12 protein-coding genes are annotated in these 21212 nt (G+C 60.6%); 3 read left to right on the top strand and 9 right to left on the bottom strand.

Features of this window, described 5'->3' with window-relative positions; genetic code table 11:
* Both nagE and LIS66_RS04940 read left to right on the top strand, forming a co-directional pair.
* Positions 1–1716 (top strand): N-acetylglucosamine-specific PTS transporter subunit IIBC, encoded by a 1716-nt coding sequence (gene nagE / locus LIS66_RS04945; protein WP_227973743.1) that lies wholly within the window; start codon positions 1–3, stop codon positions 1714–1716.
* Positions 1717–1863: 147 nt separating this feature from the next.
* On the top strand, positions 1864–7602 hold the full coding sequence (locus LIS66_RS04940) for a membrane-targeted effector domain-containing toxin (protein WP_227973742.1): 5739 nt from the start codon (positions 1864–1866) through the stop codon (positions 7600–7602).
* A 98-nt stretch (positions 7603–7700) separates the two neighbouring features.
* Here LIS66_RS04940 and LIS66_RS04935 read toward each other — a convergent pair whose 3' ends face one another.
* The 3 genes from LIS66_RS04935 to purL all read right to left on the bottom strand — a co-directional run bounded on the left by LIS66_RS04935 (position 7701) and on the right by purL (position 13223).
* The gene (locus tag LIS66_RS04935) at positions 7701–8063 is read right to left on the bottom strand and encodes a DUF6124 family protein (protein WP_116657764.1); all 363 of its coding nucleotides are present in this window, start codon (positions 8061–8063) and stop codon (positions 7701–7703) included.
* 946 nt (positions 8064–9009) lie between these two features.
* Entirely contained in the window at positions 9010–9321 is a 312-nt protein-coding gene (locus LIS66_RS04930; RefSeq protein ID WP_042607740.1) for a YqfO family protein, read from the bottom strand.
* A gap of 5 nt (positions 9322–9326) precedes the next feature.
* Complete coding sequence (purL, locus tag LIS66_RS04925) at positions 9327–13223, bottom strand: phosphoribosylformylglycinamidine synthase (RefSeq protein ID WP_065615847.1); 3897 nt, start codon at positions 13221–13223, stop codon at positions 9327–9329.
* Between the two features lie 285 nt (positions 13224–13508).
* On the opposite strand from purL, the gene mltF reads away from it, so the two are divergent.
* The gene (gene mltF / locus LIS66_RS04920) at positions 13509–14969 is read left to right on the top strand and encodes a membrane-bound lytic murein transglycosylase MltF (protein WP_082367907.1); all 1461 of its coding nucleotides are present in this window, start codon (positions 13509–13511) and stop codon (positions 14967–14969) included.
* 125 nt (positions 14970–15094) lie between these two features.
* On the opposite strand, the gene pdxJ is transcribed toward mltF, so the two are convergent.
* The 6 genes from pdxJ to lepA form a co-directional block, all read right to left on the bottom strand.
* Positions 15095–15838, bottom strand: coding sequence for a pyridoxine 5'-phosphate synthase (gene pdxJ, locus LIS66_RS04915; RefSeq protein WP_227973741.1), 744 nt, complete (start codon positions 15836–15838; stop codon positions 15095–15097).
* A gap of 39 nt (positions 15839–15877) precedes the next feature.
* Complete coding sequence (recO, locus tag LIS66_RS04910; RefSeq protein WP_064364395.1) at positions 15878–16567, bottom strand: DNA repair protein RecO; 690 nt, start codon at positions 16565–16567, stop codon at positions 15878–15880.
* 166 nt (positions 16568–16733) lie between these two features.
* Positions 16734–17636 carry a GTPase Era gene (gene era / locus LIS66_RS04905; protein ID WP_007909024.1) on the bottom strand — a complete coding sequence of 301 codons (903 nt, stop codon included), beginning with the start codon at positions 17634–17636 and terminating at the stop codon, positions 16734–16736.
* Complete coding sequence (gene rnc, locus LIS66_RS04900) at positions 17629–18318, bottom strand: ribonuclease III (RefSeq protein ID WP_042607736.1); 690 nt, start codon at positions 18316–18318, stop codon at positions 17629–17631. Before rnc ends, era begins: the two co-directional genes overlap by 8 nt.
* A 169-nt stretch (positions 18319–18487) precedes the next feature.
* The gene (gene lepB / locus LIS66_RS04895; RefSeq protein WP_227973740.1) at positions 18488–19342 is read right to left on the bottom strand and encodes a signal peptidase I; all 855 of its coding nucleotides are present in this window, start codon (positions 19340–19342) and stop codon (positions 18488–18490) included.
* Between the two features lie 9 nt (positions 19343–19351).
* Positions 19352–21148 carry a translation elongation factor 4 gene (lepA, locus tag LIS66_RS04890; RefSeq protein WP_016771564.1) on the bottom strand — a complete coding sequence of 599 codons (1797 nt, stop codon included), beginning with the start codon at positions 21146–21148 and terminating at the stop codon, positions 19352–19354.
* Positions 21149–21212: the final 64 nt, after the last annotated feature.

The following is a 21212-nucleotide window of genomic DNA, read 5'->3' as shown; positions in this document are numbered from 1 at the left end:
ATGTACCAACTCTTCATCGAAGGCCTGCAACGCCTCGGCCGCGCCCTGATGCTGCCGATCGCGATCCTGCCGATCGCCGGCCTGCTGCTGCGCCTGGGCGACACCGACCTGTTGAACATCGCGATCATTCACGATGCCGGGCAAGTGATCTTCGCCAACCTGGCGATGATCTTCGCCATCGGCATCGCCGTCGGGTTCGCCAAAGACAACAACGGCACCGCCGGCCTGGCCGGGGTGATCGGTTATCTGGTGATGATCTCTACCCTCAAGGTGCTCGATTCGACCATCAACATGGGCATGCTCGCCGGGATCGTCAGCGGCCTGTTGGCCGGCGCGCTGTATAACCGCTTCAAGGACATCAAGCTGCCGGAGTATCTGGCGTTCTTCGGTGGCCGGCGTTTCGTGCCGATTGTCACCGGGTTCGCGGCGGTCGGGCTGGGCGTGCTGTTCGGCTACATCTGGCCGCCGATCCAGCAGGGCATCAACGCGTTCGGCGCGCTGATGATGGAAAGCGGCAGCATTGGCGCGTTCGTCTTCGGCGTGTTCAACCGCCTGCTGATCGTCACCGGCCTGCATCACATCCTCAACAACATGGCGTGGTTCGTCTTCGGCAACTTCACCGATCCGACCACTGGGGCGCTGGTGACTGGCGATCTGTCGCGCTATTTCGCCGGCGACCCGAAGGGCGGCCAGTTCATGACCGGCATGTTCCCGATGATGATCTTCGGCCTCCCCGCCGCCTGTCTGGCGATGTACCGCAATGCCCTGCCGGAGCGGCGCAAGGTGATGGGCGGGATCTTTTTATCGATGGCGCTGACCTCGTTTCTGACCGGCGTGACCGAGCCGATCGAGTTCGCCTTCATGTTTCTCGCACCGCTGCTGTTCCTCCTGCATGCGCTGCTGACCGGGCTGTCGATGGCGATCACCAACGGCCTGAACATTCATCTGGGCTTTACCTTTTCCGGTGGCTTCATCGACATGATTCTCGGCTGGGGCAAGTCCACCAACGGCTGGCTGGTGGTGCCTGTCGGCCTGGCTTACGCGGTCATTTATTACCTGGTGTTCGACTTCTGTATCCGCCGCTTCAACCTCAAGACGCCGGGGCGTGAAGACGTGGCCACGGCAGAAAAAGCCGTACTTTCGCAGACCGAACGCGCCAGCGCTTACATCAAGGCCTTGGGCGGCGCAGAGAATCTGCTGACCGTCGGCGCGTGCACGACCCGACTGCGCCTGGAAATGGTCGACCGCAACAAGGCGTCGGACGCCGGGCTGAAAGCGCTGGGCGCGATGGCCGTGGTGCGCCCGGGCAAGGGTGGCAGTTTGCAGGTCGTGGTCGGACCGCTGGCCGATAGCATCGCTGATGAAATCCGCTTGGCGATGCCGGCGCTGGGCCGTGGGGCGCTGGTTGACACTGCTGTGACCGTCGAGGAGCCGAAGACCGTTGCACTTGCCAGCAACGAGGCGCAGCAGTGGCTGAATGCTCTGGGCGGCCGCGACAATGTACTGCAGCTTGATTGCATCGCCATGACCCGGATTCGCCTGCAACTGGCCGATGACAAGGCGTTGTCCGAGACGCAGCTCAAAGCGCTGGGCTGCCTGGGTGTCAGCCGCCTGGACGGTGGGGTCTGGCATTTGCTGGTGGGCGACAAGGCAGCGAGTTTGAGTGGGGCGCTGGAGGGGTTGGTCAGTCGCCGGGAGGTCAGCGCGCAGGTTTGAATCTGCGCTGGCGGGCCTCTTCGAGCAGGCTCGCCGCCACCCAGACAGGCATCCACAAAGAGGCTCCCGACACATACATATATACCACCCCGCAAAACACCTCCCTCGCCATGCTGAGCCTTCATCCTCAGCCTGGAGAAAGTGCCCGTGAGCACCCCCAAAGCCCCCACCCCCAAAGCCCCCACCCCCGAAGAGATCAGAAGCGACCTCAACCAGATCGGCGATTATCTGTTCAACACACCCACGCCGCTGCTTCCCGAACTCAAACCGACCACCGGACAGACCTACCTTAAACGCCTCAACGAACAGCTGAAAACCTACCGGACAAGCTATCAGCAACGCAGCCGTCTGCTTTTTCAGGAGCTGGACACCAGCGACCTGCAAAGCGAAAACGGCAAGAAGCTGATCGCAACCCTGAAGATCAGGCTCAACACCCAACTGATCAACATGGACCTGCGGGACCAGATCGACGGCAAGCCGGCAAAAACCTTCCTCAAATATGACGCGGGCTTCACCGCCATCGAACACGAGGCACAACAGGCCGTCAGTGATCGCCTGCTGCACCCGCAAGCCGGCGAGTTGCTGAAAAAAACCGGCCTGGGCCCGATGCTGCGTCCCGCCATGTATGCACTGCAGTTCAGCTATCAGGCCACCACCGTCGAATTGGCCGGCGCCTTTGTCGTCACGCAAAATGACAGCCCGCGAGTCACCGACCTGCTGAACGGCTCAAACGTCGGCTACGCCGTGCTGTTCACGCCCGCACGAGGCATCGAGTTCTTCAATTCTCTGACCGATCTCGATAGTCACCTGCGCGAGTCGCTGAATTCGCGCAGTGGCCGTCTCGACTTCATCCAAATGCTGCCGACGCGCTATCACGACGTCGGTGCCGCCGGGATCTGGCCGCTATCGCTCGCGCCAATCGACAGTAAACCCCTGTTCGAACACACCTACGACGCGCTGATCGAAAAACGCACGCAGGATATCGAGCGCGCCTTGAGCTTCGCCGACAACCCGCAACAAGACCCCGCGCTGTTGGTCACAGCGCTGGAAAAAGCGGTCACCGCCACCCTGCCGGATCTCACGCCGCGCCTGGAGTTACGCGCACTGACCCTGTTCGAACGCCACTTGCGCTACAGCGCACCGGACTGGTACCGCAGCGCCAGCAGCACAAAACAGATCGAACTGGCGCAGCACTTGAGCAACTACCAGCAGGCGCGGGAACGTTTGCTCGATCTGATGGAGCCCGTCGGCAGTCTGACCGCACTGGCGCGCCAGCAATGGCTGGAACGCCTGAGCGATGATCTGGAGATCGACGATCTCGAGCCGGAAAAACTGCAGATCAGCACCGATCGCCGAGTGCCGGGCTATGGCGTTTATACGCATCAATGCAATCTGCTCGATCTGTCCTTGCGCGGCCCGCACACGGGCGATGAATTGCCGGGCTCGGAATTCCTGAGCTACACCACGCTCACCTACGACGGCGCGCCCTTGCCGGAGCGTTATGCCGACTTGACACCGCAATGGCTGGTCAAGGAAGCGATAAGCCTGGAGCCGCGGGTTGGCTTCAGTCGCCTGCAAAAAGACATGCACGCCCGAGCCGCAATCAAGCCCGCCATTGAGCGAATGCTTGATCAACGCATCGTCGCCCTCGCCCATACGGCAGTCCTGCAGGGGCACCTGCTCGACAGTGATTTGTCGTTGATCCAGCGCTTGCGCAGCGGCGGCGATCCGCTCCTGAGCGCCGCCACTCTGTCGGTGCACGGCGCACAACTGCAGGATGTATGGGTCTTGCGCCAGAGCGACGCCAGCGGCGCGGTCAAGCGTGTCTTGCTGTGCACGCCGCAGGCCCCTCGCGAGCGACAGTTCCAGGCCTTCGACAGTGAGCTTGAATGCCAGACCCATCTGCTGGGCTGGGCCACACACAGCGATACCGCCGACAGCATGACGGGCTACCTGATCAGCCGCGCACCGATGCGCTTTCGCCCGGCGCTGCGCAAAGTACTGGCGGGCCTGAGCTTCAGACCTGAAGCGATGGAACACCAGAAGGTCACTTTCGAACACTGTGGCGACCATCTCGTCTGCCTGAAGGCGATGGCCGTTCACATGCTCGCCACCCGCGTCGATGACTACGACTTCAGCACCCCCCTGTGGTATCGCTCGACCACCGCTGCCGATCGCAGACAACTCTCGACCCTGAGCGAAGAGGCCGAAGGCGCGTTGCGCGGGTTCAACCAGCACGCCTTGTCCGGCAGCCAATTTCCGGCTTTTGATGACTACGTGCACCAACAGGCGAAGATCAGTCTGAACCGCCTGCTCAAGCGCTCGGCCAATGATGTCGACCCGGATACCGTCTGGGCCTACGCGCCGATGTCCATCGTGCCCTCATTGACGCCGAAACCGCTGACGTATACCCAGTTGTATCGCGACGGCTATGCCGATGGCGTCGGTTTTCTCGATGAGAAATTCTCCCGCTCGGCACGTTTCAAGGGGCCGCCGGGCATCGATGTCAGCAACCTGACCGCACAGAACGTCGCACGCTCGGTCACCGGGGTGTGGATCGGCGAACGCTACACCAACAAGGTCAGGGATGACCTGCAGAGCTCGACCAGCGAGGGCTACGATTTCAGACGCAACGCGACCCTGGCGATTACTCAGCGCCAGATGAAGGGCGCCGCGCTGGAATGCCAGCTGCAAGGACATATCAGCCGCAGCGATCGGCAATGGCTCGAGCAAAGCATCACCAGCATGGAGGAAACCTCGGGGCCGACGCGCACCAAATACCCGATCCATCGATTGATGATCGATGGCGAGTGGGTGATGGATGTGTGGCTGTTCAGCCATTCCGATAACCCGGTGTTGCTCTATACCCCGGACGCACCCGACGGTGTCAGGTTTCGCGAAGCGCGGCTGTTCAACTACCTGCTCCAACAGCAGGCCGGCATGATCGAATACCTCACCTCTCGGGTAGGCGTGAGTGCTCAGACGCGAGTGCGGACGTTCCTCGAAAACGCAAAAAAACAGCTCCCCAAAGACCTCGACAAGACTACGCCCAGCCCGGCGCGCTACGATTCAACGCCCGCCACCGCTGCCGTCAGCGATTTGCGCTCGGCGCTGTACAACATGAAGCTGCAGCGCCGGATCGACAACGTCCACGCCACGACCACCAGTCGAGCGCAGATGATCGCCGGGCTGATCTGGACCAGTGTCGAATGGCTCGCGGCCATTGCCACCGCCCCTTTCCCGCTGCTCAGTCTGAGCACCGGCCTGCTGCTGGCTTTCAAGGACGCGATGCTCGCCCTGCACGCTTATCGGCAGGGTGACCACGGTGAAGCTTTCCAGCATTTGCTCGGTTACCTGTTCAACAGTGTCGGCGCGGTGCTGACCGATCTGCGCCCCGCCCTGCGCTCACTCAAGCTCGCGCGCCGACCGCTGCGCCAAGCGATCGCCAGTGCTGGCAACGAACAGCAGAATGTCGTGACCTTGGTCGATCAGGTAGCGCCTCGACCTGATTGGGATGACATGCGTCCGGTGGTTTTCAGAGGCCGGATTTACCTTGCCGGGAAAAATCCCGACGCACTCGGTCGTTATCTGCTCTATCGCAGCAAGCCGAACTCCCCTGACATCGTCTCGACCGGCATCCTCGTTGTTCGCAATTCAGACGGGGTGATGGTGCGCAGTGGCATGGTCGGCGGCGCGCCGAAATACGATGCCGTGCCAGACACACCGAGCCCACGCAAAGACTACGGCGTGGTGCCCAAATACCGGGAGCGCGTCGCGATGGTGATGAATCCGCAATTCCGCGACGACGTAATCAAGAGAGGTCAAGACTACATGGGCGTCTCGCCCCTCTCAACCATGACCGGCGTAGTTGACGGTCTGGCCTCGACACGCGCCGCCTATATGGATCAGGTAGAAAAACTCACCACCGATGCCACAGGTCATTTCGCCGAACTCGCCGCCCTGCCCGCTCGCGCCGAAGTCCCGGCAGTTGCTGCCGATACTTCATTTGCGCAGTTGATCAACAGCGACGCATTCAAAGGGAAAAACCTGGTGATCGGCGCCCAACCCGGTTCCATCGCCAGCAAACAGGTGCTGATCGATTCTCTGGACGAACTCATTGCCAGCGGTTTCAAGCGCTTGCATGTCGAGTATCTGGCGGACGACATCTTTCATGCCAAGCTGGAAAATTTCAACAAGAAGCTCAGCTGGGAAAACATCAAAACCCACCTCAGAGGTGTTGACCACGCGCTGGGGCACACGGAGAAGGCGCCGTTCTCCTATCTGGCACTTATGCGCGCCGCCCGGAAAAAGAACTTGCGCGTCCATGCTCTGGACGCCTCGACCAGTTATCAACTGGAGCGCGCCATGACGCTGGCCGACGCCTCGCCGTTGACCCCACGAAGCAACAGCATCAGAAATTTTTATTCGCACAGGAAACTGTCTGCCGATATCGCCGACGCCCCCGACGAACGCTGGATCGTCCTCACCGAACAGTCACGCATGTGCACCTTCGACGAGACACCAGGCCTGGCCGACCTGCACGATGCCATCGCCGTGCGGATTGAAGACATCGACCTGGGTCAATCCGCACGCATCAGCCTCGATTCACCCGGTGCGATCAGCGGTGATGCAGCCGCGAAGGGAGATTATCTTGTGCAAATGCCGACTGCGTACAAGGCACCAAGGGCCGTCCCGAAGCCAGTGGCACCGGCCGCGGCTTCCGCTCAATTGGGCGACTACGACATGGCGTCGTCGTTTCACGAGGGTGTGGTCAGGCTGATGCGCGACCGAAACGGCCTCGACACTTTCTTCAATCCCGCGAAAGAAGACCGTGAATTGTTCACGGCCTTTATCGCTACCCGACAGCGCCTGGGCAAAGCGGCCAGAGACGCCTCCAGCGAATTCAAACATGCGAAGCCAGACGCGCTGCCGGTGATTGCCAGCGACGAAACCTTTGACACGTTTCTGCAAAAACTGGCCGACGGCCGCTTGAATCTGCTGATCGGAGAAAATCCAACCGAGGTGTCAGGCAAGGCGCTGCTCAGGAAACACATGAAGGCATTCAAGGATGCGGGTTATGACACGCTGTACCTTGCGAATATGTTCACCGATCTGCATCAGGCCGAACTGGATATTTTTCATCTGACGCAGCGCATGCCCGAGCGCCTCAGAGCCCATCTGCAAAAGCTGAGCGCGGACCGCCCGAGTGGTTATGTGGGTAACGACAATTTCAACGAGGTCTGTGAGGCGGCGGCCAAATACAACATCCGTATCCGCGCCATCGATTGCGTCGCCAGCTACCACGTCAAAGGGCTGCCGGATCCCGAGCTGTCGAGGAAAGAGATATTCAGCTATTTCGCCACGCAAGTGATCAAGAATGACCAATTGGTCCACGGGCCGCATAAATGGATGGCCCTCGTTGACGCCACGCAGACCAACTACAGTCTGGGGGTTCCGGGGCTGGGCGAGACGCTGGGCGCGGTCAGTCTTCACGTCCGCGACAGTACGCCTGGTCTGGCCAGCTCGATCCAACAGGGCGCGTGGTCGACAATGATTCCGGAAAAAGCGGTCAACACACGGGCCGTGCGCAGTGATTTCACCCTGAACATCGCGGTGCCTGGCAAAAAGAACATTGCGCCGACGCCGCCTGTCAGACGCAGCAAACTGACCCACCCCGGTATGTTCCTGATCGAAAACGAAGGCACTAGCGGAACACGTCTGGTGCATAAATCCAAAGCGGGTGAAATTGTCGTCACGCCGATTCAGGCCAACGACCAAGGCTTGTTGTTCATAGATCGCTGGGATAAGAAAGACCAGGGGTTCAAATACCTGCGAACGCTGATCGAGATGCTTGTGACCGACGTGAAACTGACCCAGGTGAAATAACACCGGTTCGCTTGCGCGTTGTGTAAAAACCACTGGGTCTGGAAGCCCAGTGGTTTTTTTTATGACCGAAAGCAAGCGAACGGCCAGGGACCCGGGTTTCAGGTTCGCGGATCAACCCGATCCAGCGCCCGATTCACCGCCAGCTCCGCGAGCATGATGATCTGCTGAATGGCCAGCGCCGTATTGCGCTGTGGCCGCCCCAGTTGATCGGCGAAATCGCTGGCCAGAGTGTTGGCTGAAGCGAGGGATTCACAGGCGTGGGCCAGGAGGGTTTCGGTGTCGATTTCCGGCTGGATCACAAACATGGTGCTGGGCGGATGCGGTTTGCCTGGCTGCGGGCACAGGTAAAAATCCAGAGCACGCTTGATCGCTTCGCGGTTTTTGGCGAGGTCGTCGGCGCGGATGGCTTGTTCGAGGGGGGTTGTGGGTTCGAGGGGTGGGTCGGGAACGATTTTGTCCACAGTGCTACTCCTGCTGATATTGATGAGCAGCCATCGATCGCCGGATCTCACGCGGCGAGTAGGTGGCAGCTATGTGCGAGGTGAGATCCACCGGAGCAGGCAACCGGCCAGACCGAAGTCTGCCCGCACACAGCCGCCATAAAGCAGGCAGCAGATTGAGCTGGCGCCAATTATCGTGGTGCTGGCGCCAGTTGCAAGCTATCCGGGGATCTCACTCCCGATCGCTGATTCGCAGCGACGGGAAAAGACTAGAGATCGCACGTCCGACGGACAACCTGAAAACCTTGTGGGAAGGTTCTGGTCATCGGGTACCGGACTTAAACAATCTCAAATTCTCGGGCGCCTGGATGGGCCTCATCGCGAGCAGGCTCACTCCTACAATTGGAATCTTGGCATCCGGGAGAAACAGGTCGGCTGTCAGGCCGCCTTCGCGAGCAGGCTCGCTCCCACAGAAAAGCAAAGGCAAGATCAAAAGATCGCAGCCTTCGGCAGCTCCTACACGATGAGCGTTAGCTCGAGTAAAGCTTTTGATCTTGATCCACGGGCGACGTCGGAAGGCTGAGTGGAGGGATTGATCCGGGCGTGGGAGCGCAGCGACCGTCTGGCGCAGCCAGACACAGCGGAAGGAGGTGCAGCGAAGCAAACCGGAGCCGCTGCGCCCGGATCGATCCCGTAAGGAAGGAACCCGAGCCCGCGAGGGCCGAACGCAGGAGCAAGCCTTTTGGGTTACCTTTTTGGCGTTTGAAAAAGGTGACTCGCCGTAAGGGCGAAACCACCAGCCGCAGCCCCCGAAGAAACGGATATTCACTCAGTCAGCCAGAGCATGGTCGCCTATAAGGGCGCCATCGCGAGCAGGCCCACTCCTACAGAAAAGCAAATCGCAGGCAACAAAAAACCCGCAGACAATCCCTCATCTGCGGGTTTCCCGTTCAAGCAGCCAAGAAGATCAGAAATCTTCCAGCCGCCACACCTCATAAGCCGGCGTCTCGTACGGATGGCTAAGCTTCAAAGCCGCCACAACAGCAACAATCAACTCATCCGCAACAACAAGCTCAACCTTCCATTCCTCAACCCGCTCAACCTGCCCCGCCTCACCAATAAACGGCTGACTCCCGTCCAAAGGTCGAAACTGGCCCAGACCGAGCACCTGCCACGCACAGTGGTCATAGTCACCGATCCGCCCACCACCGGCAGCGAACACAGCCCCTTTGACCACCTCGACATGACTGTCAGGAACAAAAAACGCCAGCTTGTACACAGGCCTTAGTTCACCCAGACGCGAGCATTACGGAACATACGCATCCAGGGTGCATCTTCGTTCCAGTCTTCCGAACGCCACGAGTTCTGCACCGCGCGGAACACTCGCTCCGGGTGCGGCATCATGATCGTCACGCGACCGTCACGGCTGGTAAGACCGGTGATCCCGCGCGGCGAGCCGTTCGGGTTGGCCGGGTAGGCTTCGGTGACCTTGCCGTGGTTGTCGACAAAACGCATCGCCACGCAACCGGACAGATCGGCTTCCAGCAGCGCTTCTTCGCTGGCGAACTCGGCATGTCCTTCACCGTGGGCGATGGCGATCGGCATGCGCGAACCGGCCATGCCCTGCAGGAAGATCGAGTTCGACTCCTGGATCTGCACCATCGCCACCCGCGCTTCGAACTGCTCGGAGCGGTTGCGCACGAAGTGCGGCCAGAACTCGCTGCCCGGGATCAGCTCGTGCAGGTTGGACATCATCTGGCAACCGTTGCACACGCCCAGCGTGAAGCTGTCGTTACGTTCGAAGAAGCCCTGGAACGCGTCGCGGGCGCGGCTGTTGAACAGCGCCGACTTGGCCCAGCCTTCACCGGCGCCGAGCACGTCGCCGTAGGAGAAACCGCCGCAGGCCACCAGGCCTTTGAACTCGTTGAGGTCGACACGACCGGCGAGGATGTCGCTCATGTGCACGTCGATCGCGCTGAAACCGGCGCGATCGAATGCGGCGGCCATTTCCACCTGACCGTTGACGCCCTGCTCACGCAGCACGGCAACCTGTGGGCGGATGCCTTTCTTGATGTAAGGCGCAGCGATGTCCTGATTGACGTCGTAGCTGAGCTTGACGCTCAGGCCCGGGTTGTCTTCTTCCAGCAGCGCATCGAATTCCTGCTCGGCGCAGTCGGCGTTGTCACGCAGACGCTGGATCTGGTAGCTGGTCTCGGCCCACTGACGCTGCAGCAGACGACGCTGGCCTTCGAACACGGTGTCACCGTTGAAGGTGATGTTGATCTGGCCATTGTTGATCGGCTGACCGATCACCGACACACAGTCGCCCAGACCGGCGGCGCTGAATTGCGCGAGGATGTCCGGGGTGGCGTCCTGGCGAACCTGGATCACTGCGCCGAGTTCTTCGTTGAACAGGATCGCGGCGATTTCCGACGCGGATTCGGCAACGCTGTCCAGGTTCAGGCTCAGACCGCAGTGGCCGGCGAAAGCCATTTCCACCACGGAGGTCAGCAGACCACCGTCGGAACGGTCATGGTAAGCCAGCAGGTGACCGTCGGCGTTGAGGCCCTGGATCACGGCGAAGAAGGCTTTCAGGTCTTCGGCGTCATCGACGTCCGGCGCGTGTTTGCCGAGCTTGCCGTGTGTCTGAGCAAGGATCGAAGCACCCATACGGTTCTGACCGCGACCGAGGTCGATCAGGATCAGGTCGGTGGTGCCCTTGTCCATGCGCAGTTCCGGGGTCAGGGTCTGACGGATGTCAGCCACTGGCGCGAAACCGGTAACGATCAGCGACATCGGCGAGGTGACAGTCTTGTCTTCGCCGTTGTCGTTCCAGCGCGTGGCCATGGACATCGAGTCCTTACCCACCGGAATGGTGATGCCTAGCTCCGGGCACAGCTCCATGCCGACCGCTTTGACGGTGTCATACAGACGCGCGTCTTCACCCGGGTGGCCGGCCGCCGACATCCAGTTCGCCGACAGTTTGATGTCGGAGAGCTTGTTGATGCGCGACGCGGCAATGTTGGTGATGGTTTCGCCGATGGCCATGCGGCCCGATGCCGGGGCGTCCAGCAGAGCCAGCGGAGTGCGCTCGCCCATCGCCATCGCTTCACCGGTGTAGACGTCGAAACTGGTGGCGGTGACGGCAACGTCGGCCACCGGTACCTGCCACGGGCCGACCATCTGGTCACGAGCGACGAGGCCGGTGATGGTGCGATCGCCGATGGTGATCAGGAAGCTCTTGCTCGCCACGGCCGGGTGATGCAGAACGCGTTCGATGGACTCGCTGATGTCGAGGTTCGACGGATCGAAGTCATCGCCCAGTTCGGCTTCGCGAACCACCGACCGGTGCATGCGCGGCGCCTTGCCGAGCAACACTTCCAGTGGCATGTCCACCGGGTTGTTGCCGAAGTGGCTGTCGGTCACGGTCAGTTGCGGTTCGGCGGTGGCTTCACCGACGACGGCAAACGGGCAGCGCTCGCGTTCGCAGATCGCCTGGAAGCGCTCGAAGTCTTCCGGGCCGACCGCCAAGACGTAACGTTCCTGGGATTCGTTGGACCAGATCTCGTGCGGGGCCATGCCCGGCTCGTCATTGGGGATGTTGCGCAGTTCGAAACGGCCACCGCGGTCGCCGTCATTGACCAGTTCCGGGAAGGCGTTGGACAGACCGCCCGCGCCGACGTCGTGGATGAAGCTGATCGGGTTCTTGTCACCCAACTGCCAGCAACGGTCGATGACTTCCTGGCAGCGACGCTCCATTTCAGGGTTTTCACGCTGCACGGAAGCAAAATCCAGATCCGCCGAACTGGTGCCGGTGGCCATCGACGAAGCCGCGCCGCCGCCCAGACCGATCAACATCGCCGGGCCGCCGAGCACGATCAGCTTGGAGCCGACGACGATCTCGCCTTTCTTGACGTGCTCTTCACGGATGTTGCCCATGCCGCCGGCGAGCATGATCGGCTTGTGGTAACCGCGCACTTCATCACCGTGCGGGGTGCTGATCGACTGCTCGAAGGTACGGAAGTAGCCGGTCAGCGCCGGACGGCCGAATTCGTTGTTGAACGCGGCGCCGCCGAGCGGGCCTTCGATCATGATGTCCAGCGCAGTGACGATGCGCTCAGGCTTGCCGTACGGCACTTCCCACGGCTGTTCGAAGCCCGGGATCTGCAGGTTCGATACGGTGAAACCGGTCAGGCCGGCCTTCGGCTTGGCGCCGCGACCGGTTGCGCCTTCGTCACGGATCTCGCCACCGGAACCGGTGGATGCGCCCGGGAACGGGGCGATCGCGGTGGGGTGGTTGTGGGTTTCGACCTTCATCAGGATGTGCACCGGCTCCTGCACCGCGCCGTACTGGCGGGTTTCAGGGTTCGGGAAGAAGCGGCCGGCAACATTGCCGACGATCACCGAAGCGTTGTCCTTGTAAGCCGACAACACGCCTTCGCTGTGCATCTGATAGGTGTTCTTGATCATGCCGAACAGGCTTTTTTCCTGGCTCTGCCCGTCAATGTCCCAACTGGCGTTGAAGATTTTGTGGCGGCAGTGCTCGGAGTTGGCCTGGGCGAACATCATCAGTTCGATGTCGTGCGGGTTGCGCTTGAGACCGTTGAAGGCATTGACCAGGTAGTCGATCTCGTCTTCGGCCAGGGCCAGGCCCAGCTCGGTGTTGGCCTTTTCCAGCGCGGCGCGGCCGCCACCAAGAATGTCGATGGCGGTCAGCGGCTTCGGCTCGGCGTGGCTGAACAGACCGGCAGCCTGCTCAAGGTTGGCCAGCACGATCTGGGTCATGCGGTCATGCAGGGCGTCCGAAATCAGCCGGGCTTCGGCCTCGCTGAACTGGCCGGCGACGTAGAAGGCGATGCCGCGTTCCAGGCGCTGGATCTTGCTCAGGCCGCAGTTGCGAGCGATGTCGCTGGCCTTGCTCGACCACGGCGAGATGGTGCCGAAACGCGGCAACACCAGAAACAGACGACCGGTCGGCTCTTGAACCGGAACACTTGGGCCGTACTTCAGAAGGCGCGCTAGCACCTGCTGTTCGTCGCCGGTCAGGACGCCGGTGACTTCGGCGAAGTGAGCGAATTCAGCATACAGGCCACTGACAGCTGGAACCTTCTGGCTCAGTTGCTCAAGGAGTTTGCTGTGGCGAAAGGCAGAAAGGGCAGGAGCGCCGCGCAGGATCAACATCTTCGGGACAGCCTCGGGAAGGGGTGTGCTTTGAGGCCGTGCATTCTAGCCTAAACCGACCTCAACATCACCCGAAACGCTACGCACGGTTGCACTCGGGTGGCGATCTGTGTTTCTGCCTCCAGGGTCAGGTAAATCGGGCGTTCAGGGACGGCTTATTTTTACTGTAACAAAATGCCGGCAAGGCCCGTATTCAAGGGATTTCGCTCGGATTTGTGATCGCTAGCAGACTACTCCTACGCTGTCGAGATATGGCGCCCGTGGCCGTTTGCGTATACTGCGCAGATGTTTTTCCCAACGGCTTTGCGTCCGCGATACGCCAAATGGCTGATCGCAACCGGACTCTTCCTGATGCTCGGTGGTTGTGTTGATAAACCCAACACACTCGAGCGCGTAAAGGAGGACGGTGTGCTGCGCGTGGTTACCCGCAACAGCCCCGCCACCTACTTTCAGGATCGCAGCGGTGAAACCGGCTTCGAATACGAGCTGGTGAAGCGCTTTGCCGACGATTTGGGCGTCGAGCTGAAGATCGAAACCGCCGACAACCTCGACGACCTGTTCAATCAGGTCGGCAAGCCGAACGGCCCGGTGCTCGCGGCGGCCGGTCTGGTCAGCAGCGACGAGCGCAAGAAGCAGGTGCGGTTCTCCCACTCCTACCTTGAAGTTACCCCGCAGATCATCTACCGCAACGGCCAGTCGCGGCCCACCGATCCGGCGGATCTGGTCGGCAAGAAGATCACCGTGCTCAAGGGCAGCACCCACGCCGAGCAACTGGCCGAGCTGAAACAGAAATATCCCGGTATCGAATACGAAGAATCCGACGCGGTTGAAGTGGTCGATCTGCTGCGCATGGTCGATGAGGGCCAGATTGACCTGACCCTGGTCGACTCCAACGAAGTGGCGATGAATCAGGTGTACTTCACCAACATCCGCGTGGCCTTCGACCTTGGCGACGCGCGCAGTCAAAGCTGGGCGGTTGGTCCGGGCGAAGACAACAGCCTGCTCAACGAAATCAACGCCTACCTGGACAAGGTGCAGAAGAACGGCACCCTGCAACGCCTGAAAGACCGCTACTACGGCCACGTCGACGTCCTTGGTTACATGGGCGCTACCACCTTCGCCCAGCACCTGCAGCAGCGCCTGCCGAAATACGAACAGCACTTCAAGAATTACGCAAAGAAAGAGAAAGTCGACTGGCGCCTGCTCGCCGCCATCGGTTATCAGGAATCGCTGTGGCAGCCGACGGTGACCTCGAAAACCGGCGTCCGCGGTCTGATGATGCTGACCCAGAACACCGCCCAGGCGATGGGCGTGTCCAACCGCCTCGACCCCAAGCAAAGCATCATGGGCGGCGCCAAGTACCTGGCTTACATGAAGGATCAGCTCGACGATTCGATCCAGGAGCCGGACCGCACCTGGTTTGCCCTGGCGGCGTACAACGTCGGCAGCGGCCATCTGGATGACGCGCGCAAACTGGCGGCGAAGGAAGGACTGAATCCGGACAAGTGGCTGGACGTGAAAAAGATCCTGCCGCGCCTGTCGCAGAAGCAGTGGTACAGCAAGACCCGTTACGGCTACGCCCGCGGCGGCGAACCGGTGCATTTCGTGGCGAACATCCGGCGCTACTACGACATCCTGACCTGGGTGACCCAGCCGCAGCTTGAGGGCGACCAGGTCGCCGAAGGCAACCTGCATGTGCCGGCGATCGACAAATCAAAGCCAACGCAAGAGCCCGCCCCGCTCTAACCCACACCACAAATCGAATTGTAGGAGTGAGCCTGCTCGCGATAGCGGTGTGTCAGTCAATTTGATGTTGGCTGACACACCGCTATCGCGAGCAGGCTCACTCCTACAGGGGGTTGCGGTGTGGCTTATTGCTTGGCGGCCGCGAGGATCAGCGCTTTCATTTCCGACACAGCCGACTTGAAGCCGACGAACAACGCATGCGCCACCAGCGCGTGGCCGATGTTCAGTTCGTTGATGCCCTTGATCGCCGCCACGGCCTCGACGTTGTGGTAATGCAGGCCATGCCCGGCATTGACGATCAGGCCCTGCGCCAGACCGAATGCCACGCCATCAGCGACACGCTTGAGCTCTTCGGCCACGTCGGTGGGGGTTTCGGCATCGGCGTAGCGCCCGGTATGCAGCTCGATGGCCGGCGCACCAACGCGCCTGGACGCGGCGATCTGGCGCTCGTCAGCATCGATGAACAGCGACACTTCGCTGCCGATTTTCGACAAACGTTCGACCGCAGCCCTGATGCGCTCTTCCTGGCCCGCTACATCCAGGCCACCTTCGGTGGTCAATTCCTGACGGGTTTCCGGGACCAGACAGATGTGCGCCGGGCGAATGCGCTCGGCGAACGCCATCATTTCTTCGGTGACGCCCATTTCGAAATTCATGCGCGTTTGCAGCACATCCTTGAGCAGCAGCACGTCGCGCTCCTGGATATGCCGGCGATCTTCGCGCAGGTGCACGGTGATGCCATCGGCGCCCGCCTCTTCTGCGTCCAGCGCCGCCTTGACCGGGTCCGGGTAGCGCGTGCCACGGGCCTGACGCAGGGTGGCGACGTGGTCGATGTTCACGCCGAGAAGAATGCGATTGCTGCTGGTCACGGATGCGCTCCTGAATTGAGAGATTCGGCGCACAGCATATCAGGGCTTGCGAAACAGCTCGCGACTGACAAGCGGACGCCCGCCCAAATGTACCGCGAGTGCCTGGCGCATCAGACGCTTGGCCGCTGACAGCGCACCGGGCGCCGACCAGTCGGCTTCGGCCATGGCCAGCAGTTCAGTGCCGTTGAACAGGCCCGGCTGCAGCAGATAAACCCGCTCGAGTCCGGCGTCCACTTGTAACCGATAGAGACCGTCCGCAGCCACAGGCTCACCGTGAATGTCGGTGTTCATGGAGAAGCCGTAGCCGAGATCATCAAGCAATCGCCATTCGAAGGAGCGCAGCAACGGTTCCAGTGGTCGACCTTCGGCCAAGGCCAGCAGGGTTGCGGCATAGTGGTCGAACACTCCTGGGTGCGGATCTTCCGCGGGCAACAGGCGAATCAGCAATTCATTGAGGTAGAGACCGCTGAACAGCGCCTCGCCGTTGAGCCATGCGGAGGTGCCGGAGCTCTCCATACGCCCGACATTCTTCAGCTCACCCTTGCCACGGAATTCAACCTCCAGCGCCACGAACGGCCGCGCCAGTGTGCCGGCCTTGCCCCGCGCACTGCGCAACACCGCCCGCAGCCGCCCTTGCGGCGTGAGGAAATCCACCAGTGCACTGGTTTCGCGGTAGGCGCGCGAATGCAGGACGTAAGCGGGTTGGGCGGGAGGCGGGGTTTGCGACATTGAGTTCTCGATGAAGAAACGCGGGTTTACATTCAACTCAAAACCACTGTGGGAGCGAGCCTGCTCGCGAAAGCGGAGTGACAGTCAACATCGATGCTGAATGTTACATCCTCTTCGCGAGCAGGCTCGCTCCCACAGTGGGTATCGGTGTTCTCGAGATCGCTACCTACAGGTCGCCGTAACCCAGCGAACGCAGCGCGCGCTCGTCATCGGACCAGCCGCCCTTCACCTTGACCCACAGGTTGAGCATGATCTTGGAGTCGAACAGCAGCTCCATGTCCTTGCGCGCTTCGGTGCCGATGCGCTTGATGCGCTCGCCCTTGTCGCCAATGATGATTTTCTTCTGGCCGTCACGTTCGACGAGAATCAGCGCGTGAATGTGCAGGGTCTTGCCCTGCTGCTTGAACTCTTCGATTTCGACGGTGATCTGGTACGGCAGCTCGGCGCCCATCTGGCGCATGATTTTCTCGCGCACCAGTTCGGCAGCGAGGAAACGGCTGCTACGGTCGGTGATCTGGTCTTCCGGGAAGAAGTGATCGTTCTCCGGCAGGTGATCGGCGATGACCTTTTCCAGCGCATCGAGATTGTGCCCGTGCTGCGCGGAAATCGGGATGATCTGGGCGTTAGGCAATTGTTCCTGCAACCAGCTCAGGTGCGGCATCAGCTCGGCTTTGTCTTCGATGCGATCGGTCTTGTTCAGCGCGACGATCAGCGGACCGGTCACATACTGCACACGTTCGAGCACCATCTGGTCTTCGTCGGTCCACTTGGTGCGGTCAACGACGAAGATCACCACGTCGACGTCTTTCAACGCCGCCGAAGCGGTTTTGTTCATGTAGCGGTTCAGGGCCTTTTCGCCGCCCTTGTGCATGCCCGGGGTGTCGACGTAGATCGCTTGCACATCGCCCTCGGTCTTGATGCCGAGCATGTTGTGCCGCGTGGTCTGCGGCTTGCGCGAAGTGATCGCGAGCTTCTGCCCGAGGATGTGGTTGAGCAGCGTCGACTTGCCGACGTTGGGACGGCCGACGATGGCAACATAGCCACAGCGAGTTGCGTTTGTATCAGTCATTGCCATTCTCCACGCCCAGGGCAATCAGTGCTGCAGCGGCCGCTACCTGTTCGGCAATGCGACGGCTCACACCCTGACCTCGGCTTTTCTCATTCAGTAAGACCACTTCGCACTCGACGAAGAAGGTTCGGCAGTGCGGTTCGCCCTGGATATCCACCACTTCGTAGCGGGGCAGTTCGCAACTGCGCGATTGCAGGTGTTCCTGCAAGCGGGTTTTCGGATCCTTGTTGGTGTCGACCAGCGTCAAGCCTTCGAACTCACCGGCCAGCCAGGCCAGTACGCGCTCACGGGCGACGTCCATGCCGGCGTCGAGGTAGATCGCACCGATCAGGGCTTCGAGGGCATCGGCGAGAATCGACTCACGACGGAACCCACCGCTCTTCAGTTCACCCGAACCCAGGCGGAGATAATCACCGAGGTCGAAACCGCGAGCCAGTACGGCCAGCGTCTCACCCTTCACCAGGCGTGCGCGCAAACGCGACAACTGACCTTCGCGGGCCAGCGGAAAGCGATCGAACAGCGCCTCGCCAGCGACGAAGTTGAGGATGGCATCGCCGAGGAATTCCAGACGCTCGTTGTTGCGCCCGGCAAAACTGCGGTGCGTGAGGGCCAGCAGCATCAGTTCCTGGTCCTTGAAGGTGTAACCGAGCTGGCGCTCGAGACGGCTTAGAGAAACGCTCACGGTTTACCCACGCTGAGTTCGTGGCTGGTTTCCACGGCCATCGCCGGGGTACGGCGCAGGCCTGGGACAATTAACGCTGTGTTCAAAAAATAGATCCTGGCGATTGCGAAGCCGATTGTATCGGCTCCAGAAATGCATTCGGCGCTGTGGTCAACAGCGCCGTGTGTAGTTACTTGATCAGACCGACCCGCGAGAAATTCGGCAGGTGGCTGAGTTTCGGCTCCGGCCAGCTCATCCAGACCGCGAAGGCCTTGCCGACGATATTGCGGTCGGGGACCATGCCCAGCAGATCCTTGGGAATGTTCGGATCATCCCAATAGCGACTGTCGTTCGAATTGTCGCGGTTGTCACCCATCATGAAGTAGTGCCCGGCAGGCACCGTCCACGACCGATCCGGAGTGGCGCGGTAGCGGCTCATTTCCTTGCGGATCAGGTGCTCGGCTGCACCGAGTTTTTCCTGGTAGAGCTCCGCGCTGCCCAGCGATCCCGCTTCGGCGCCGACCATCTTCTCGGCAATCGATTCGCCGTTGACGAACAGACGCTTGTCGGCGGTGTAACGCACCGTGTCACCCGGAAGGCCGACCACACGCTTGATGTAGTTGACGTTCGGGTCGCTCGGGTAGCGGAACACCATGACATCGCCGCGCTGCGGATCACCGACTTCGATGATCTTCTTGTCGATCACCGGCAAACGGATCCCGTAGGAAAACTTGTTCACCAGAATGAAGTCGCCGACGTCCAGGGTCGGTTTCATCGAGCCGGACGGAATCTGGAACGGCTCCACCAGGAACGAACGCAGCACCAGCACAATGAACAGCACCGGAAAGAACGACTTGCCGTATTCGACCAGCAGCGGCTCTTTGTTCAGCTTCTCGACCACCACAGGCTCTGGCTGGCTGACACTGCCTTGATAAGAGGCAATGGTAGCCCGCCGACGCGGTGCCAGGAACAGCAGATCAATCAACGCCAACAGGCCGCAGACGAACACGGCGATGACCAGCAACAGCGGGAAATTTAGCGACATAGGACCTGATTATTCCAACCTGAGCACGGCGAGGAAGGCTTCCTGTGGAATTTCCACGTTGCCGACCTGTTTCATGCGTTTCTTACCGGCCTTCTGCTTCTCGAGCAGTTTCTTCTTACGACTGACGTCACCGCCGTAGCATTTGGCCAATACGTTCTTTCTGAGCGCCTTGACGGTTGTCCGGGCCACGATCTGACCACCAATGGCGGCCTGAATCGCCACGTCGAACATCTGACGAGGAATCAGTTCTTTCATCTTCTCGGTCAACTGGCGACCTTTGAAGTGCGAATTGTCACGGTGCACGATCAATGCCAGGGCATCGACCTTATCGCCGTTGATCAGCACGTCCAGTTTCACCAGATTAGCCGATTGGTAACGATCGAAATGGTAGTCCAGCGAAGCATAGCCGCGGCTGGTGGATTTGAGACGGTCGAAGAAGTCCAGGACCACTTCGTTCATCGGCAGGTCGTAGGTGACTTGCACCTGATTGCCGAGGAACAGCATGTCGACCTGAACGCCGCGTTTCTCGATGCACAGGGTGATGACGTTACCCAGGTGCTCCTGCGGTACGAGGATATTGGCGCGCACGATTGGCTCGCGCATGTCCTCGATCGCCGACACGTCCGGAAGCTTCGACGGGTTGTCGACGTAAATCGTTTCACCGGTTTTCAGCACCAGCTCGAAAATTACCGTCGGCGCGGTGGTGATCAGGTCCAGGTCGTACTCGCGTTCGAGGCGCTCCTGGATGATTTCCATGTGCAGCATGCCGAGGAAGCCGCAACGGAAGCCGAAGCCCAGGGCGTCGGAGCTTTCCGGGGTGTACTGCAGCGACGAGTCGTTCAGGGTCAGCTTCTGCAGTGCTTCGCGGAAATCCTCGAAGTCATCGGAGCTGACCGGGAACAGACCGGCGTAAACCTGCGGCTGGATACGTTTGAAGCCCGGCAGCACCGGCACATCAGGGGTGGAGCTGAGGGTCAGGGTGTCACCGACCGGCGCACCGTGAATGTCCTTGATGCTGGCGATGATGAAGCCCACTTCGCCGGCCTTCAGATCAACGGTGGCGGTGTGTTTCGGGTTGAACACACCGACGCTGTCGACCAGGTGCACCTTGCCGGTGGACTTGACCAGAATCTTGTCGCCCTTCTTCACCCGGCCATGGCGTACACGTACCAGGGAGACAACGCCCAGGTAGTTGTCGAACCAGGAGTCGATGATCAACGCTTGCAGCGGATCTTCGATGTTGCCGGTCGGCGCGGGAATGGTGTGGACCAGACGCTCGAGCACTTCGTCGACACCCAGGCCGGTCTTGGCGCTGCAGGTGACGGCGTCGGTGGCGTCGATGCCGATGATCTTCTCGATCTCGTCCTTGACGCGATCCGGCTCGGCCTGGGGCAGGTCGATCTTGTTCAGCACCGGCATGACCTCGAGGCCCTGCTCGATGGCGGTGTAGCAGTTGGCCACGGACTGGGCTTCCACGCCCTGCCCCGCATCGACCACCAGCAAGGCGCCTTCGCACGCGGCCAGGGAACGGCTGACTTCGTAGGTAAAGTCGACGTGGCCCGGGGTGTCGATGAAGTTCAGCTGGTAGGTGATGCCATCTTTGGCTTTGTAATAGAGGGTAACGCTGTGGGCCTTGATGGTGATCCCGCGTTCACGCTCAAGGTCCATGGAATCCAGTACCTGGGCTTCCATTTCACGCTCGGCCAGGCCGCCGCACATCTGGATGAAACGGTCAGCCAGCGTCGACTTGCCATGGTCAATGTGGGCGATGATGGAGAAATTGCGGATATGACTCAAATCACTCACGGATCAACACTCAAAAAGGCTGCAGGCTTGGCCCGCCGAAAAATAGCCGGGAATTGTACCTGAT

The organism is Pseudomonas sp. HN2 (assembly GCF_020736465.1).
Taxonomy (GTDB): Bacteria; Pseudomonadota; Gammaproteobacteria; order Pseudomonadales; family Pseudomonadaceae; genus Aquipseudomonas; species Aquipseudomonas moraviensis_A.
This window is presented reverse-complemented; position numbering and strand designations above follow the sequence as displayed.

Coding starts and splice junctions, on each gene's coding strand:
- nagE (WP_227973743.1), top strand. CDS start 1: ATGTACCAACTCTTCATCGAAGGCCTGCAACGCCTCGGCCGCGCCCTG.
- purL (WP_065615847.1), bottom strand. CDS start 13,223: ATGTTGATCCTGCGCGGCGCTCCTGCCCTTTCTGCCTTTCGCCACAGC.
- mltF (WP_082367907.1), top strand. CDS start 13,509: ATGTTTTTCCCAACGGCTTTGCGTCCGCGATACGCCAAATGGCTGATC.
- recO (WP_064364395.1), bottom strand. CDS start 16,567: ATGTCGCAAACCCCGCCTCCCGCCCAACCCGCTTACGTCCTGCATTCG.
- era (WP_007909024.1), bottom strand. CDS start 17,636: ATGACTGATACAAACGCAACTCGCTGTGGCTATGTTGCCATCGTCGGC.
- lepB (WP_227973740.1), bottom strand. CDS start 19,342: ATGTCGCTAAATTTCCCGCTGTTGCTGGTCATCGCCGTGTTCGTCTGC.